Origin of the sequence: Pseudomonas sp. RL_5y_Pfl2_73, from assembly GCF_963970515.1 — a bacterium.
Taxonomy (GTDB): domain Bacteria; phylum Pseudomonadota; class Gammaproteobacteria; order Pseudomonadales; family Pseudomonadaceae; genus Aquipseudomonas.
On record NZ_CAXAPD010000038.1, the window covers coordinates 1 to 13,712 of the forward strand.

The following is a 13,712-nucleotide window of genomic DNA, read 5'->3' on the forward strand; positions in this document are numbered from 1 at the left end:
CCGAAGCATTAGTGGCACTGGCCCGCAAGCTTGCCCGAGTAGTATTCGCCCTGCTGAAGAACCAGAGCGAATACTTACCGAAGGGCATTTAAGGGGTAGCCCTGCACCATAGAATCTCCCACAGTGGATCTGGGGTGTCGGCGATGTTTGGGTGTGCCAATGAACCCTGTGGGAGCTGAGCTTGCTCGCGATGATGGCTGTACAGCCAACATCACCGGTACTGACCTGCCGCTTTCGCGAGCAGGCTCGCTCCCACAGTGGATCTGGGGTGTCGGCAATGTTTGGGTGTGCCAATGAACCCTGTGGGAGCTGAGCTTGCTCGCGATGATGGCTGTACAGCCAACATCACCGGTGCTGACCCACCGCTTTCGCGAGCAAGCTCACTCCCACAGCGGATCTGGGGTGTCGGCAATATTTGGGTGAGCCAACGGACCCTGTGGGAGCTGAGTTTGCTTGCGATAATGGCTGTACAGCCAACATCGCCGGTACTGACCCACCGCTTTCGCGAGCAGGCTCGCTCCGACGTTGCAAAAGCGCTTTTTTTATTGCACCTTCGCCAAATCCCCTTTCAACGCAACACCCGCCATGATCGCGCCGGCGTGGCATTCGTAGGTGGTGGAGTCCTTGCGTTCGTTGCGCTTGTAGAAGCTGACGATGTTGGTGACGGCATTGGCGCCGGCGTTCTTGGCCGCTTGGTGCAGGCTGATCAGGGCCGATTGCAGGACCCATTCGCAGGCGACTTCATCGGATTTGTTGAAGGCGTTGGTTTTCTTGTTGGTCACCGCGCCAGGGCTGATCACGGTGACGTTGCCGGCCGGTTTGTTGCCGGCCAGGTAGAATTTCACGCTGCCGTCGATCTTGCCGGTGCGGATGGCTTCGGCCACGACTTTGTCGAAGGGCAGGAACAGCGCGGTATCACGGGCCTGGCTGAGGCTTGGCAGGGTGCTGAGCAACAGGGCGGCGGTCACGGTGATTTTCTTCAACGACATCATGGTCTCCTTGACGAGGGGCAACAGGGTTTTGAATCCGATTCAGTGCCAGCGGCGGAAAATCAGCGAGGTGTTGACCCCACCAAAGGCGAAGTTGTTGTTCATCACGTATTCGTGGCTCATCGACCTGAACTCGTTGCGCAGGTAATCGAGCTTGCCACATTGGGGATCAACCTCATCGAGGTTGAAGGTGTGTACGTAGAGGTCGCGGTTCATCATTTCGATGCTGAACCAGGACTCCAGCGCCCCACAGGCACCCAGAGTGTGGCCGAGGAAGCTCTTCTGCGAGCTGATGGGCATGCGCTCGCCAAACAGGCTGCTGGTGGCCAGGGTTTCGGCAATGTCGCCCTGTTCGGTGGCGGTGCCGTGGCCGTTGACGTAGCCGATGGCCGAGGGCTCGAGGCCGGCATCTTCCAGGGCCAGTTCCATGGCCCGGCGCATCGTGCTCAGTTCGGGACGGGTGGCGTGCTGGCCGTCGGCGTTGCTGCCAAAGCCGACGACCTCGGCATGAATCCGTGCGCCACGGGCCAGGGCGTGTTCCAGTTCTTCAAGCACGAGCATGCCGGCGCCTTCACCGATCACCAAACCGTCGCGGTCCTTGTCGTAGGGGCGCGGGCTGGTTTGCGGCGCATCGTTTTTCAGGCTGGTGGCGTAGAGCGCATCGAAGACCATCGCTTCGGTCGGGCACAGTTCTTCAGCGCCACCGGCGAGCATCAACGGCAGGCGTCCGAACTTGATCGCCTCGTAGGCATAGCCGATGCCATGGCTGCCGCTGGTGCAGGCGCTGGAGGTGGGAATCAGGCGTCCGGTCAGGCCGAAGAAGATGCTGATGTTGGCCGCCGTGGTGTGGGGCATCATCCGCACATAGGAGTTGGCGTTCAGCCCTTCGGCCACGCTGTTGAGCAGCATGTTGCCAAAGGCCTTGATCTCGTCGGTGCTGCCGGTGGACGAACCGCAGGACACGCCCATGCGCCCGTCCTTGATCGACGCGTCGCCCAGCAGGCCAGCGTCGGCCAGGGCCTGTTCCGCCGCGCCCACCGCCAGGCGCGAAACGCGGCCCATGCTGCGCAGTTGCTTGCGGGTCCAGTGGGCCGGGACCTGGAAGTCGTCGATGGGGCCGGCCAGGCGGGTGTTCAGTTCGGTGAAACGGTCCCACTCATCCATGCGTCGGATGCCGCTGCGGTTGGCGGCGAAGTTGGCGGCGATGGTCTCCCAGTCGCTGCCTATGGAGGTGATACCGGCCATGCCGGTGACGACAACGCGCTTCATCAGCACAAGCCTCCGTTGACGGCCAGGACCTGCCGGGTGATGTAGCCGGCTTCGGCGGACATCAGGAAATTCACCGCACCTGCCACTTCTTCCGCAGTGCCCATGCGCTGGGCGGGGATCATTTTCATCAGTTCTTCCACGGGGACGTTTTCATCGAGCATAGCGGTGTCGATCAGGCCGGGCGCGACGCAATTGACGGTGATCTTGCGCTTGCCCAGCTCGATTGCCAACGCCTTGGCCGCACCGATCAACCCGGCCTTCGAGGCGCTGTAGTTGACCTGGCCGCGATTGCCGATCAGCCCGGAAACCGAGGTGATGCAGACGATCCGCCCGGCGGCGCGCCGACGGATCATCGGCATCATCACCGGGTGCAGCACGTTGTAGAAACCGTCGAGGTTGGTGCGCATCACCACATCCCAGTCGTCCTCGCTCAGGGCCGGGAAGGCACCATCGCGGGTCAGGCCGGCATTGAGCACGACGCCGTAGTAGGCGCCGTGGGTTTCGACGTCGGCTTCGAGAATGGCCTTGCACGCGGCACGGTCGGCCACGTCGAATTGCAGCACCCGGGCGTTGCGGCCCAGGGCCTGGATTTGGGCCTGGACCGTCTCGGCCTCGGCGCGGCCGCTGCGGCAGTGCAGCACGATGTCGTGCCCGGCCTGGGCCAGGCGCAGGGCGATGGCGCGGCCGATGCCACGGCTGGAGCCGGTGACCAGTACGGATTCAGTCATGACGGGTTTCCTGTTGCGGACGGTTCATGAAGGTAATGGGCGGCCTGGGGCGGACGGAATACGTTGAGCCGGGCCGTGGCGTGGATGCCTGGGGCGTGGATGTGGCATTCGAACACGCCCATGCCGTTGTCGTCTTCCAGGGAGCGCACGCCGTGGATGGTCAGCTCGACGCCTGCGGGAAAACACTCGACGTTGCATTCGAACTTGCGGGTGCCGAGCAAAAAGCCCAGCGCCACGGCTTCACCCCGTTGGCGTGCATGGCAACCGGCAAACGCCGCGACACTCTGGGCCATCAGCTCGATGCCGACCCAGGCCGGCAGCGCACCGTCGTCGCGGTTGAACAAACCGCCAGGCTTGACGGTGGTGTGGGTATGGATCTGTTCGTCATCGAACGACAGGATCCGGTCGATGAGGATCATGTCGCCGGCATGGGGCAGCAGTTCGGCGAGCGGCCAGTCAATCATGGGGCGTCTCCGATAATCAGGCTGACGTTGTTGCCGCCGAACGCAAATGAATTGCTCATCAGGCGGCGCGGGGTGGCCGGGGTCAGGTGGGTGCCGGCGGTGACCCAGTCCAGCGCCGGCAGGGCCGGATCGGCCTGGCCGTCCCAGATATGCGGCGGCAGGGCCAGGGCGGTGTTCTCTGTGCTCAGGGCCAGCCAGCAGAACGCCGCTTCCAGTGCCCCGGCCGCGCCGAGGGTATGGCCGGTCATGGGCTTGGTGGACGAGCAGGGCACGCCCGCCGGAAACAGCCCGGCCACCGCCTGGCTTTCCATGGCGTCGTTGTGTTGCGTGGCGGTGCCGTGCAGGTTCAGGTAGTCGATCTGGCTGGCCTCGAGGCCGGCGCAACGCAGGGCTTTTTCCATGGCCTGGCGGGCGCCGCGACCGCTGGGTTCAGGTGCGGAAATATGGTGGGCATCGGAACTGGCGCCGTCGCCGAGCAAGGCAATCGGTGTCCCGTCGCCTGGCGTCTTGCTCATGAGGAACAGCACGGCTGCTTCGCCAATGTTGATGCCGCTGCGGTTCACCGAAAACGGATTGCAGCGTTCATTCGACATCGCTTCCAGCGCGGAAAAACCGTTGAGGGTCAGTTTGCACAGACTGTCCACGCCACCGCACAGCACGACATCGCACAGGCCCAGGTCGAGCAGGCGCCGGGCGCTCATCAAGGCGCGGGCACTGGAAGTGCAGGCCGTGGAAATCACGTAAGACGGGCCGCTCAGGCCGAGCCAGTCGGAAAGAAAGTTGGCCGGCGCGCTGAGCTCCTGTTGCTGGTAGTCGTAGCCGTCGGGGAAGTGTTGCTCGCGCAGGTAATGGGCAATGCCCTGGCTGGCCTCATCGATCCCCGAAGTGCTGGTGCCCAACACGATGCCGATGCGGGTGCGACCGTAGGCCTGGATGGCCTGGTCGATCTCGGCGCGAATCTGCAATCCGGCTTCCAGCAGCAGTTGATTATTGCGAGTGCGGTGCGCCAGCAGGGTTGGGGGAATGGGGGCGAGTTCACCCGGCACCGCGGCGACTGGCAACGCACGTTCGGCCACCCAGTCGTCCTCGATACACACGCCCGAGCAGTCGCCAGCAAACAGGTTGCGCGCAACGGTGTGCTTGTCGCGGCCCAGGGCGCAGATCACCCCGAGGGCATTCAAATAGGCGGTCATGGGGCGTTCTCGGGCAACGGTGTGATGCGGTAGCGGGGGCCTTGGGGCAGGCTCATTTCAAAATCCAGCGGCTGCGTGTAGCGCACCTGCCAGCGACTATCGAGGGTCCGTTGCGACGCCTGTTGCCGGGCGGCCGGGTAGTTGTCGGGCAGTTCGGCTTCGGGGGTCAGGGCGAACAATAGCGCGGCGAACAACTCCCGGGCCTCGGCATTGGGCGGCAGCAGACCGTCGGCTTGCCACTGGCCAGCGACCAGGCGCTGGCGGGCCACGGGAATGCCCAGTGGGTCCATCATCGACCAACGGATGCCGGCGTCTTCGCGCTGGATCACCAGCAGCCAGTCCTGGCGTTGGCCGGCCATTGTCCTCTCGATGTGCAGTTGCATCGGCAAGGCCAGGGTCGGCGTGCGAGCGGGCAGCGGCGCCTGGCTGGCGCAGGCGCTGAGCAGCAGACAGGCGATCAGCAGGCCACGGATCATCCGGCGGCCCCTTCGAGAGGTTTGCGGGCGACCACGTTGACCAGGGTTTCCTCACGCTCGCCAAAGGGTCTTGGGCGACGCAGGCCGAAGCGCTCCAGCAGGCCGAAATCCTTGGCACGGCTCCACCACAGGTACGGGTACGACACGTTGCGGGCTTCGAACTGGAAACCCTGTTCGCGGATCATCTCCAGGTACTGTGCGGCACTTTTCTGCACGTGCATGGGATGGCGGAACAGCCAGCGAATCACCCAGGTATCGATGTAGGCTTCGGTGGATTCGGCGAACATCAAATAGCCGCCGGGCTTGAGCACGCGGTAGAACTCGGCGAGGGCGTTTTCCTGTTCCACCAGGTGATGGAACGTCTGGTGGCAGAACAACAGGTCGACGCTGGCATCGGGTACCGCCAATGTCGCGCAGTCGCTGCCGATCAGTTCTACGCTCATGCCCTGGCGCGCGGCTTCCTCCCGGCTCAGGTCCAGACTGTGGGGGTCGGCATCCACGCCGATCAGGCGGTGTGGCGCGAACACCTGACGCAGGTACTGGAATGATTTGCCCTGGCCGCAACCGGCGTCCAGCAGCACCGGGTTGGCCGGCAACGGGGTGCTGAACAGGCTGCGCAGGTCGTTGATCGCCACGCGCAATACATGGTGCTGCCAGGTGTGGCTGCGCAGGAACCAGAAACCGAAGCGGGTTTCTTCGACGTAGTTGTCGCTCAGGTAGCTCATGGTTGCAGACTCGGCGCCGGGCTCGCGCAGATTTCCGAAAGCATGCGCAGGCGCCGCTTGGGTTCGCTGACAAACGGATTGCGTTGATCCCAGGCGTAGCCGGCCAGGATCGAGCTGATCATGCGACGGATATCGGCCGAACCTTCGGTGTAGAAAATCACGTCCTGGAAGGTGCCGGCGTACCAGCCCTCGACGTAGCAGCGGAAGGTGTCGACGCCGCGCTTGAGTGGCTCGGCAAACTCGCTTTGCCAATCCACGGGTTCACCTTGCAACTGACGATGCAGCACCTCGGCGGCCATGCTCGCCGAACGCATGGCAATGGTCACGCCGGAGGAGAACACCGGGTCGAGGAATTCTGCTGCGTTGCCCAGCAGGGCGAAGCCAGGGCCGTGCAGCGTCTTGACGTTGGCCGAGTAGCCGCCGATGGTCCGCGCCGGGGTGTCCCACACGGCGTTCTGCAGCACGCCGGCCAGGCTTGGGGTTTCATCGATGAAACCGCGCAGGCAGGCATCGAGGTCGTCGGTGCGGCCGGCGAAATGTTCCGCCGCTGCAACCACACCCACCGAGCAGCGCCCGTCGCTGAACGGAATGGTCCAGAACCACACGTCGCGTTTGCTCGGGTGGGTGGTGATGAGGATCTTGTCCCGATCAAAAGCCGGGGTGTCGATGCGATCTTCGATATGCGTGAACACGGCCTGGCGCACGGGGAAATTCGACGGGGCCTCAAGGTCCAGCAGGCGCGGCAAGACTCGGCCATAGCCGCTGGCATCGAGCACGAAGTCGGCCTCGACACAGTACTCGCTGCCATCTTCGCGCTGCACGCCCAGTTGTGGCTTGGCGTGGCTGAAGTCGGCGCGGCTGATCGCTTGGCCGTAGCGGATCTCCACGCCTTGCAGGGCGGCCTGGTCGGCCAGCAACTTGTCGAAGTCGGCGCGTTGCACCTGGAAGGTCGTGGGCTTGCCGTTGCTGAAGGTATCGCCGAAATCGAAGGCGCTGTAGCGCTCGCCCCAGGCAAACGCGGCGCCGTTCTTGCGCTGGAAGCCGGCGGCATTGACCGCGTCGAGCATGCCGGCCTCTTCGACGAAATCCAGGCAATGGGACAACAGGCTCTCACCGATGGAGAACCGGGGGAAATGCTGGCGCTCGATGACCAGCACATCGTGGCCCTTGCGCTTGAGCAGCGCGGCGGCGATGGCGCCGGAAGGGCCTGCGCCGATGATGACGACCTGGCGATATTCCGTTTCAGTAACAGGCATTGGAATTTCTCGAATATCCATAGTTATCGTGGGTCTTGTCCTTGAGCGGGTGTGGGGTGTTCCCGACGCCCGGCCCACGGCGCCAGCATGAAACTGAAGGCCAGCCCGAGGCTCACTGCCAGGCCGAAATGACTCACCGCCGGTGTGCTGGACAACGCCAGCAGGCCGAACGACAGCCAGGTGGTGATCGCCGCCAGCAACGTGCCCAGCAGGCTCACGGCCGCGCCGCCGATCTGCTCGCGCATCAGGATCGCGTAGTCGACGCCGATGGCCGTCACCAGCAACAGGCCGAACAGGCTGAACAAGGTCAGTGGCTGCCCCAGCCAGCCGAGGCTCGCCAGGCTGCACAGCGCAGCCAGCAGCGGCAATGCGACGATGCACAAGGCGCCGCCGACACCAAACGGCCAGATCAGCACCAGCACAATCAACACGCAGGAGGCCAGTTTCAACTCGGCGGCGCTGACCTGCGTGGCGGCAAAGACTCGGTTGAGGTCGCCCAGGCGATCCACCAGTAGGACGCCCGGCAGATCCACCGCTTGTACCCGCAGCAGCGCCGCATCGTTCAAACCTTGCAAACTGACCACCGCGGCAACGCCTTGTGCTGTTGGTCCGAGCCAGAGTGTGCGATACGGCTCGGCCAACGGTCCTGCCAGTGCGGCGTCAATGTCGGTTACCGGCAGGGCCTGTAGTTGCGCCAGCTCCGCTTGCAGCGCGGCGACCGGGACGCCCAGGTCCAGCAGCGGTTGCCAGAAGGCTGGCAAGCGGGCGAGGGCCTCACGCACCTTCTGCTGTTCGGCGGGCGGGCTGACCAGTTGGTTCAGCGACAGGTAGCCCTGGAGCTTTTCCAGGCCGATCAACTGATCCAGCCGCTCGTTGAGGGCGGTCTGGCGCTCCAGCAGTTGGGATTGATCGTCGGCGCGGATCAGGAAGAACTGACTGGTGGGCTGGAAGCCGGTGATGCGCGCGACGTCGTGGGCTTCGTCGGTGAGGTGCTGAGGCGTGCCGATCCACTGGCGGATGTCGTTTTTCGTGGTCAGGTGCCAGAGCCCGCCCGCGCAGAACGACAACAACAACATCAGCAGGACCGGCGTGCGCACCCGCTTCAGCAGGGCCTCGCGGGCCTTGAGCAGGTATTGGCAGACCTGGAGCGGCCATTGGGCTGGACGCAACTCTGCACCCTTGAGCAGCGCCGGCAGCAGGCAGACGGCGGCCAGGTAGGCGCCAACCAGCCCGGCGGTGGAAAATATCGCGATCTGGGTCAGGGCCGGGAAGGGGGTCCAGGCCAGGGCCAGGTAGCCGATGCAGGTGGTCACAAGGCTCAGGCTCAGCCCCGGCAGGGTCAGGCGCAAGGCCGGCCAGCTGCGCCATGGCTTGAGGCTCCAGCTCTTGGACAGGTAGTGCAGTGGGTAGTCCACCGCGACGCCGATCAGGCTGGAGCCCAAGACCAGGGTCATGACATGCATGTGGCCAAACAAGGCCACGCAGGCCACCGCGCCGAACAGCACGCCCACCAGCACCGGTACGAACGCCAACCACACGCGCAGGCGTCGGAAGGCCAGCAACAGCAGCAGCAAGATGCCGATGGTCGCGCCACCGCCGACCCAGGTGATTTCTCGCGACGCCTGTTGTTGGCCGCTGGCGGCGTACAGCAGGCCGCTGGCCGCCAGCAGTTGCCCTTGGGCCTGGCTTGCCTGGTCGCGGCTGCGTTGCAGCAGCTCGGCCACTTGCAGCGGCAGGTTCATGTCGAAGGCGTTGCCTTGGGCGCGGGCCCGCAGCATCACCCAGCTTTTACCGTCGGCATCGGCGACCAACGCACCGCTGCCGATGTCGAATTTTATCGCGCCGCGTTGTGGCTGGCTGTTCTGGATGCGCCCGGTCAGACCCAGCCAGTCGTCCTGGTTCGGCACCAGGCTGAAGCCGCTGAACGGGTCGAACAGGGCCTGCACCCGTTGTTGGATGAACGCCTGGGGCTGCTTGATCAATTGCTGCCGGTCCGCCGCCGAGAGCATTGCCAGCCGCCCGTTGAGCAACTGCGCGCGCAGCGCCGGCAAGTCGGCCTGCAACGTCCACTGGACCTTGTCGAACAGACCGCTGGCCTGCCATTGCTGGCCCAGGGTTTGCGCCAGGGCGATGGCTTGCTGGCGATCGGTGTGACCGACCAGCACCAGCATCTCGCGATTGAGTGGTTCCTGCATGCGTTGTTCGGCGATGAGTTCCAGCGCATCGGGCGACGTGCCTGGCACCAGTTCCATGAGATTGGCCGACAGCGGTGCGCCGTTGCGCCATTGCCAACCGGCGAGCGCGAGCACTGCCAGCAGCAGCATCACGAACAGCCAGGGCAGCCCCCGTTCACTCGGCAAAATCATGTTGCTCCGCTTCGCTCAAGGGGTGTGCGCTGGTCGTGTCCTGCATGCGCAGCACGGTACTGTCGCCTTGGGTTTCCAGCAATTCGATGCGCTGCACCAGTTCGCCGCCGTCGATGTTGATCTGGTTGAAAACCTGTTTGAGCAGCACCGAGCGCGGGGTCAGGGTGAGCTTCCATTGTTGCGGCTCGCCCGACAGGCTCAGTTCGAAATCCCGCTGCAGGCCTGTGCTGTCACCCTGCAATACGGCCAGGAACAAGCGGTTCTGCTCGGCGCCGGCGCTCTTGTTCGGCAACATCTGCCAGGTGCTGCCGTCTCGTCGGGCGATGCCCTGGGTGGTGATGCGGTAGTCCTGTTGCAGCGGGGTTTGCAGCAGCCACAGCAGGCCGTGGTTTTTCGCCAGCACGAAGCGCCCCTTGCTGGTGAGGGGCTGGGGCAGGGCGCGCAGGTGTTTTTCCTGGATGAACTGCCCGTGGATCACCTCCGGGCGGGCCAGTTGCTCGCTGAGTTGTTGCAAGTCGAACGCTTGGGCAGCGGGCGCCAGGCAGCACAGCAACAGCCAGATAACCAGGCGCTTCATGGCAGTTTCCTTTCCACGGCTTGAACAAAGACCCGGGGCGAGGCCAGCAGCATTTCGCGACTGGCGAGGTCCACGGCCACTTGCACCGAACTGGCACGGGTCAAGCGTTCGCCGGTGGCTGCGTCGCTGATCAGGTAATTGATCTTCAGCCGGTTTTCCCACTCCACCAGGCTGGCGCGCACGGTCAGGGCCTGGCCGAACACGGCGCTGCGCACGTAGCGCAGTTGCAGGTCGATGATCGGCCATGCGTGGCCGGATTCGAGCATGTCGTTGTAGTTGTGGCCGATCAGGTCGAGCAAGGCGCAGCGGGCCACTTCCAGGTATTTGACGTAGTGGCCGTGCCAGACCACGTTCATCGAATCGACATCGAAGAACGGCACCACGATGTGTGTGTCAACGTGCAAAACGCCTTGGTTACGCATGCAGCCTCCAGTGTTGCTCGGCGATGCGTTGCAGGCACAGGCGCAGTTCGCCTTCCAGGGCGCGGTCTTCGATCACCGGCGGGAAATCCTCAGCCAGTTGCTGGTGCATGGCGGCCAGGGCCGGCGGCAGCGCTCGTGCGTCTTCGGCACGGCTGCGTAGCCACACGCCCTGGTTGGCGGCCAGCAAGGTAGCCGCGGCAACTTGTTCGGCCAGCTCCAGCACGCGGATCGCATCCCGGGCGGCGATGGTGCCCATGCTCACCTTGTCCTGGTTGTGGCACTCGGTGGAGCGCGAGAACACGCTGGCCGGCATGGTGTTTTTCAGGGCTTCGGCGGTCCAGGCACTGGTGCCGATCTGCACGGCCTTGAAGCCATGGTTGAGCATCGCCCGTTCGGCGCTGGCGCCGGACAGGTTGCTTGGCAGGCCATGGTTGTAGCGCTCGTCCACCAGCAGTGCGAGCTGGCGGTCCAGCAAGTCGGCGACGTTGGCCACCAGGTTTTTCAAGCTGTCCATGGCGAAGGCGATGTGCCCGCCGTAGAAATGCCCGCCGTGCAGGACGCGCTCGGCTTCGGCGTCGATGATCGGGTTGTCGTTGGCGCTATTGAGTTCGGTCTCGATAAACGCGCGCAGCCAGCCCAGGCTGTCGGCCAATACCCCAAGCACATGGGGCGCGCAGCGCAGGGAATAGCGATCCTGCAGGCGATGCAGCGGCGCGGTTGGGGCGTCGATTGCCAGGTCTTTGCGCAGCCACGCGGCGACTTGCATCTGCCCCGGGTGTGGCTTGGCAGCGAACAGGCGTTCGTCGAAGTGTTCCGGGTTGCCTTGCAGGGCGACGACGTTCAGCGCGGTGATGCGGGTCGCCAGTTGCAGCAGGTAGTCGGCGCGGGCGAAGGCCAGGCAAGCCAGGCCGGTCATCACGGCGGTGCCGTTCATCAGCGCCAGGGCTTCCTTGGGTCGCAGCACCAGCGGTGTCCAGCCCAGTTCACGATGCACGTCAGCGGCCAACCGCCGTTCGCCGCGGAACATCACTTCCCGTTCGCCGGACAGCGTGGCGGCGACGTAGGACAGCGGCGTCAGGTCGCCACTGGCGCCCACCGAGCCTTCTTCCGGAATCAGCGGCAGGATGTCGTGTTCGAGAAAGGCCTGGAGGCGTTCCAGCAGTTCCACCCGCACCCCCGACACGCCGTGGCACAGCGACTGCAAACGCGCCGCCAGCACCGCACGGGTGGCCTGGGCGTCGAGCAGTTTGCCCAGGCCGCAACCGTGGAACGTGTACAGGTGGCGCGGCAGGGCCTCGACGTGGTGCAACGGCACGGCCACCACGCAAGAGTCGCCGTAACCGGTGGTCACGCCGTAGATCACCCCTTCCTTGTCCAGCAAGGAATCGAGGAATTGCGCTCCCTTGGCAATGCGCTGGCGGAACACCGGGTCATCTTGCAATTGCGTCGGTGTCTGACGGTTGGCCAGGGCCAGCACATCTTCGATGCGCAAGGGGCGTTCGCCGAAGGTTACCGGCTCAGGAGTGGGCATCGTCATCGGTCTTCCAGAAAGGGTAAAAGTTGAACCACTGTTGGGGGCCCTGGAGGCAGTACTGCGCCAGGCGTTCGGCGTAGCGGCCGGCCCAGTGGGCGATCACTTGCTCGCGGTCATTGCGTTTCCATGCCACGGCATCGGCGAAGGGTTCGAGGATGACGCGATAGCGTCCCTCGTGCTTGAGGCACATCAGCAGATTGACCGGGCATTTCAGCAGGCCGGCCAGTAGCCAAGGGCCCTGGGGAAAGGCGGCCGGGTGGCCCATGAAGTCCACGGTCACGCTGCGCCCGCCGTGCAGCGGTACGCGGTCGCCGGCGATGGCCAGCCACTCGCCGCGCTCCAGGCGTTCGCTCAACTGCAACATGATCACCGGGTCCAGCTCGCTGACCTGGATCAGCCGCAGGTGCGTGGCACCGGCTTCGCCCAGCAAGCGGTTGAACTGCTCGGCGTGCTTGGTGTGCACCAGCACGTTCATGGTCACTTTCTCGCCCAGCTCGGCCAGGGCCCGGCACATTTCCAGGTTGCCCAGGTGCGCGCCCACCAGCATTTGCCCGCGGGTGTCTCGCAAGTGATTGCGCAGCAGCGCCTTATCGACGATTTCGATCTGGTCGATGCTCAGCTTGCCGTTCCAGACGTCGAGCTTGTCTAGCAGGGAGTCGGCAAAGGCCATGAACTGCCCGAACACCCGCCAGCGGGTCGGGCGCAGTTCAGGACGTGTGCTCCAGTCGGCCAGGCGCTGCTGATATTGCCAGGCCGCCTGGCGGGCGCTGCGGCCGAAAATGAAGAAGTACAGGACGATGCCGTACAGCACCGGGGTCAGCAAGCGCCGGCCGAGCACCTTGGCGGCGACAGCGGTGAGCTTCATCAGCCAGAAACTGCCACGCTCCTGGCGGTCGGCCCAATGTTGCTTGTCTTCCTGAAGGCTCATGCCCGCCACCGTCGCCAGAGAATCAGGGGAAAGCGCACGAGCATGCCGAAGAACAATCGGGTGTGCATGCTGGAAATCAGCACGTTGTCGTGGAGCAGGCGAAAGTGCGAGACCCCGTCCTGGGGGTAATGGACCCGCGTGTGCAGCCAGTGCATCGGCTGATTGCGCCACGCCAGGCGCACGAGGATGTCCGAGTCGAAATCCATGCGCTTGCCGATATTGGCCGAGTCGATCAGCGCCAGGGTCGGTGCCAAGGGATAAACCCGAAAGCCGCACATGGAGTCGCGGATTTGCAAGGACAGGCTGTTGATCCAGACCATCACGTGGGTCAGGTAGCGCGCATACAGACGACCTTTCGGCACGCTGGCATCGTAGCGCGGATAACCACAGATCACCGCGTCGGGGTGGGCACGGGATTGCTCGATGAACGTCTTCACGTCGCCAAGATCGTGCTGCCCGTCGGCGTCCACCTGCAAGGCGTGGCTGAAACCCAGGCGCGAAGCCTCGCGCAGGCCGGTCATCACCGCACCGCCCTTGCCCTGGTTGACGGCCAGCCTGACCAGATGAACCCGCTCGCCCTCGGCCAGCCGCTCGAGCACGGCGGCACACGCCGGGCTGCTGGCGTCGTCCACCAGCACACAGGGCAGGCCGTTGGCGAGCAACGCCTGGACCACCGCCGAGATGGCGGTTTCGTGGTTGTAGACCGGGATGACGGCGCAGGGGTTATGCATGCGGCATGTCTCGATGGCCAAGGAGCATTTTGTGGCGAGAGCGCTTGCTCCCGC

The 13,712-nt window shown here is 64.4% G+C and carries 14 protein-coding genes; all 14 read right to left on the minus strand.

Features of this window, described 5'->3' with window-relative positions:
* Positions 1–542 precede the first annotated feature (542 nt).
* The 14 genes from AACY42_RS25400 to AACY42_RS25465 are packed head-to-tail and all read right to left on the minus strand — an operon-like array spanning position 543 to position 13,658.
* The gene (locus tag AACY42_RS25400; RefSeq protein WP_339483102.1) at positions 543–989 is read right to left on the minus strand and encodes an excinuclease; all 447 of its coding nucleotides are present in this window, start codon (positions 987–989) and stop codon (positions 543–545) included.
* Between the two features lie 42 nt (positions 990–1,031).
* Positions 1,032–2,258: a beta-ketoacyl-ACP synthase gene (locus AACY42_RS25405; RefSeq protein ID WP_339483103.1), complete on the minus strand. Its 1,227-nt coding sequence runs from the start codon at positions 2,256–2,258 to the stop codon at positions 1,032–1,034.
* Positions 2,258–2,986 (minus strand): 3-oxoacyl-ACP reductase FabG, encoded by a 729-nt coding sequence (gene fabG / locus AACY42_RS25410; RefSeq protein ID WP_014336201.1) that lies wholly within the window; start codon positions 2,984–2,986, stop codon positions 2,258–2,260. The genes AACY42_RS25405 and fabG overlap by 1 nt, the downstream gene beginning before the upstream one ends.
* A complete protein-coding gene (locus AACY42_RS25415; protein WP_339483105.1) occupies positions 2,983–3,450 on the minus strand; it encodes a hotdog family protein in 468 nt (155 codons plus the stop codon). The genes fabG and AACY42_RS25415 overlap by 4 nt, the downstream gene beginning before the upstream one ends.
* Positions 3,447–4,643, minus strand: coding sequence for a beta-ketoacyl-[acyl-carrier-protein] synthase family protein (locus AACY42_RS25420; RefSeq protein ID WP_339483107.1), 1,197 nt, complete (start codon positions 4,641–4,643; stop codon positions 3,447–3,449). Before AACY42_RS25420 ends, AACY42_RS25415 begins: the two co-directional genes overlap by 4 nt.
* On the minus strand, positions 4,640–5,119 hold the full coding sequence (locus tag AACY42_RS25425) for a DUF3261 domain-containing protein (RefSeq protein ID WP_339483108.1): 480 nt from the start codon (positions 5,117–5,119) through the stop codon (positions 4,640–4,642). Before AACY42_RS25425 ends, AACY42_RS25420 begins: the two co-directional genes overlap by 4 nt.
* A complete protein-coding gene (locus tag AACY42_RS25430; RefSeq protein WP_339483109.1) occupies positions 5,116–5,844 on the minus strand; it encodes a class I SAM-dependent methyltransferase in 729 nt (242 codons plus the stop codon). Before AACY42_RS25430 ends, AACY42_RS25425 begins: the two co-directional genes overlap by 4 nt.
* Positions 5,841–7,100 carry an NAD(P)/FAD-dependent oxidoreductase gene (locus tag AACY42_RS25435; RefSeq protein ID WP_339483110.1) on the minus strand — a complete coding sequence of 420 codons (1,260 nt, stop codon included), beginning with the start codon at positions 7,098–7,100 and terminating at the stop codon, positions 5,841–5,843. The genes AACY42_RS25430 and AACY42_RS25435 overlap by 4 nt, the downstream gene beginning before the upstream one ends.
* Positions 7,101–7,123: 23 nt before the next feature.
* Positions 7,124–9,466: an MMPL family transporter gene (locus AACY42_RS25440; protein WP_339483112.1), complete on the minus strand. Its 2,343-nt coding sequence runs from the start codon at positions 9,464–9,466 to the stop codon at positions 7,124–7,126.
* On the minus strand, positions 9,450–10,043 hold the full coding sequence (locus tag AACY42_RS25445) for a LolA family protein (RefSeq protein ID WP_339483113.1): 594 nt from the start codon (positions 10,041–10,043) through the stop codon (positions 9,450–9,452). The genes AACY42_RS25440 and AACY42_RS25445 overlap by 17 nt, the downstream gene beginning before the upstream one ends.
* On the minus strand, positions 10,040–10,465 hold the full coding sequence (locus tag AACY42_RS25450) for an acyl-CoA thioesterase (protein WP_053185279.1): 426 nt from the start codon (positions 10,463–10,465) through the stop codon (positions 10,040–10,042). The genes AACY42_RS25445 and AACY42_RS25450 overlap by 4 nt, the downstream gene beginning before the upstream one ends.
* Positions 10,458–12,002: an HAL/PAL/TAL family ammonia-lyase gene (locus tag AACY42_RS25455; protein WP_339483116.1), complete on the minus strand. Its 1,545-nt coding sequence runs from the start codon at positions 12,000–12,002 to the stop codon at positions 10,458–10,460. The genes AACY42_RS25450 and AACY42_RS25455 overlap by 8 nt, the downstream gene beginning before the upstream one ends.
* Positions 11,983–12,927, minus strand: a complete 945-nt coding sequence (locus AACY42_RS25460; protein WP_339483117.1) for an LpxL/LpxP family acyltransferase — start codon at positions 12,925–12,927, stop codon at positions 11,983–11,985. The genes AACY42_RS25455 and AACY42_RS25460 overlap by 20 nt, the downstream gene beginning before the upstream one ends.
* Positions 12,924–13,658 carry a glycosyltransferase family 2 protein gene (locus AACY42_RS25465; protein WP_339483118.1) on the minus strand — a complete coding sequence of 245 codons (735 nt, stop codon included), beginning with the start codon at positions 13,656–13,658 and terminating at the stop codon, positions 12,924–12,926. Before AACY42_RS25465 ends, AACY42_RS25460 begins: the two co-directional genes overlap by 4 nt.
* Positions 13,659–13,712: the final 54 nt, after the last annotated feature.

Excerpts from the sequence above, each read along its gene's own strand:
- AACY42_RS25420 (WP_339483107.1), bottom strand. The coding sequence starts at position 4,643 with ATGACCGCCTATTTGAATGCCCTCGGGGTGATCTGCGCCCTGGGCCGC.
- AACY42_RS25445 (WP_339483113.1), bottom strand. The coding sequence starts at position 10,043 with ATGAAGCGCCTGGTTATCTGGCTGTTGCTGTGCTGCCTGGCGCCCGCT.
- AACY42_RS25450 (WP_053185279.1), bottom strand. The coding sequence starts at position 10,465 with ATGCGTAACCAAGGCGTTTTGCACGTTGACACACACATCGTGGTGCCG.
- AACY42_RS25405 (WP_339483103.1), bottom strand. The coding sequence starts at position 2,258 with ATGAAGCGCGTTGTCGTCACCGGCATGGCCGGTATCACCTCCATAGGC.
- AACY42_RS25460 (WP_339483117.1), bottom strand. The coding sequence starts at position 12,927 with ATGAGCCTTCAGGAAGACAAGCAACATTGGGCCGACCGCCAGGAGCGT.
- AACY42_RS25465 (WP_339483118.1), bottom strand. The coding sequence starts at position 13,658 with ATGCATAACCCCTGCGCCGTCATCCCGGTCTACAACCACGAAACCGCC.
- AACY42_RS25455 (WP_339483116.1), bottom strand. The coding sequence starts at position 12,002 with ATGACGATGCCCACTCCTGAGCCGGTAACCTTCGGCGAACGCCCCTTG.
- AACY42_RS25440 (WP_339483112.1), bottom strand. The coding sequence starts at position 9,466 with ATGATTTTGCCGAGTGAACGGGGGCTGCCCTGGCTGTTCGTGATGCTG.
- AACY42_RS25430 (WP_339483109.1), bottom strand. The coding sequence starts at position 5,844 with ATGAGCTACCTGAGCGACAACTACGTCGAAGAAACCCGCTTCGGTTTC.
- AACY42_RS25435 (WP_339483110.1), bottom strand. The coding sequence starts at position 7,100 with ATGCCTGTTACTGAAACGGAATATCGCCAGGTCGTCATCATCGGCGCA.
- AACY42_RS25425 (WP_339483108.1), bottom strand. The coding sequence starts at position 5,119 with ATGATCCGTGGCCTGCTGATCGCCTGTCTGCTGCTCAGCGCCTGCGCC.
- AACY42_RS25415 (WP_339483105.1), bottom strand. The coding sequence starts at position 3,450 with ATGATTGACTGGCCGCTCGCCGAACTGCTGCCCCATGCCGGCGACATG.
- AACY42_RS25400 (WP_339483102.1), bottom strand. The coding sequence starts at position 989 with ATGTCGTTGAAGAAAATCACCGTGACCGCCGCCCTGTTGCTCAGCACC.
- fabG (WP_014336201.1), bottom strand. The coding sequence starts at position 2,986 with ATGACTGAATCCGTACTGGTCACCGGCTCCAGCCGTGGCATCGGCCGC.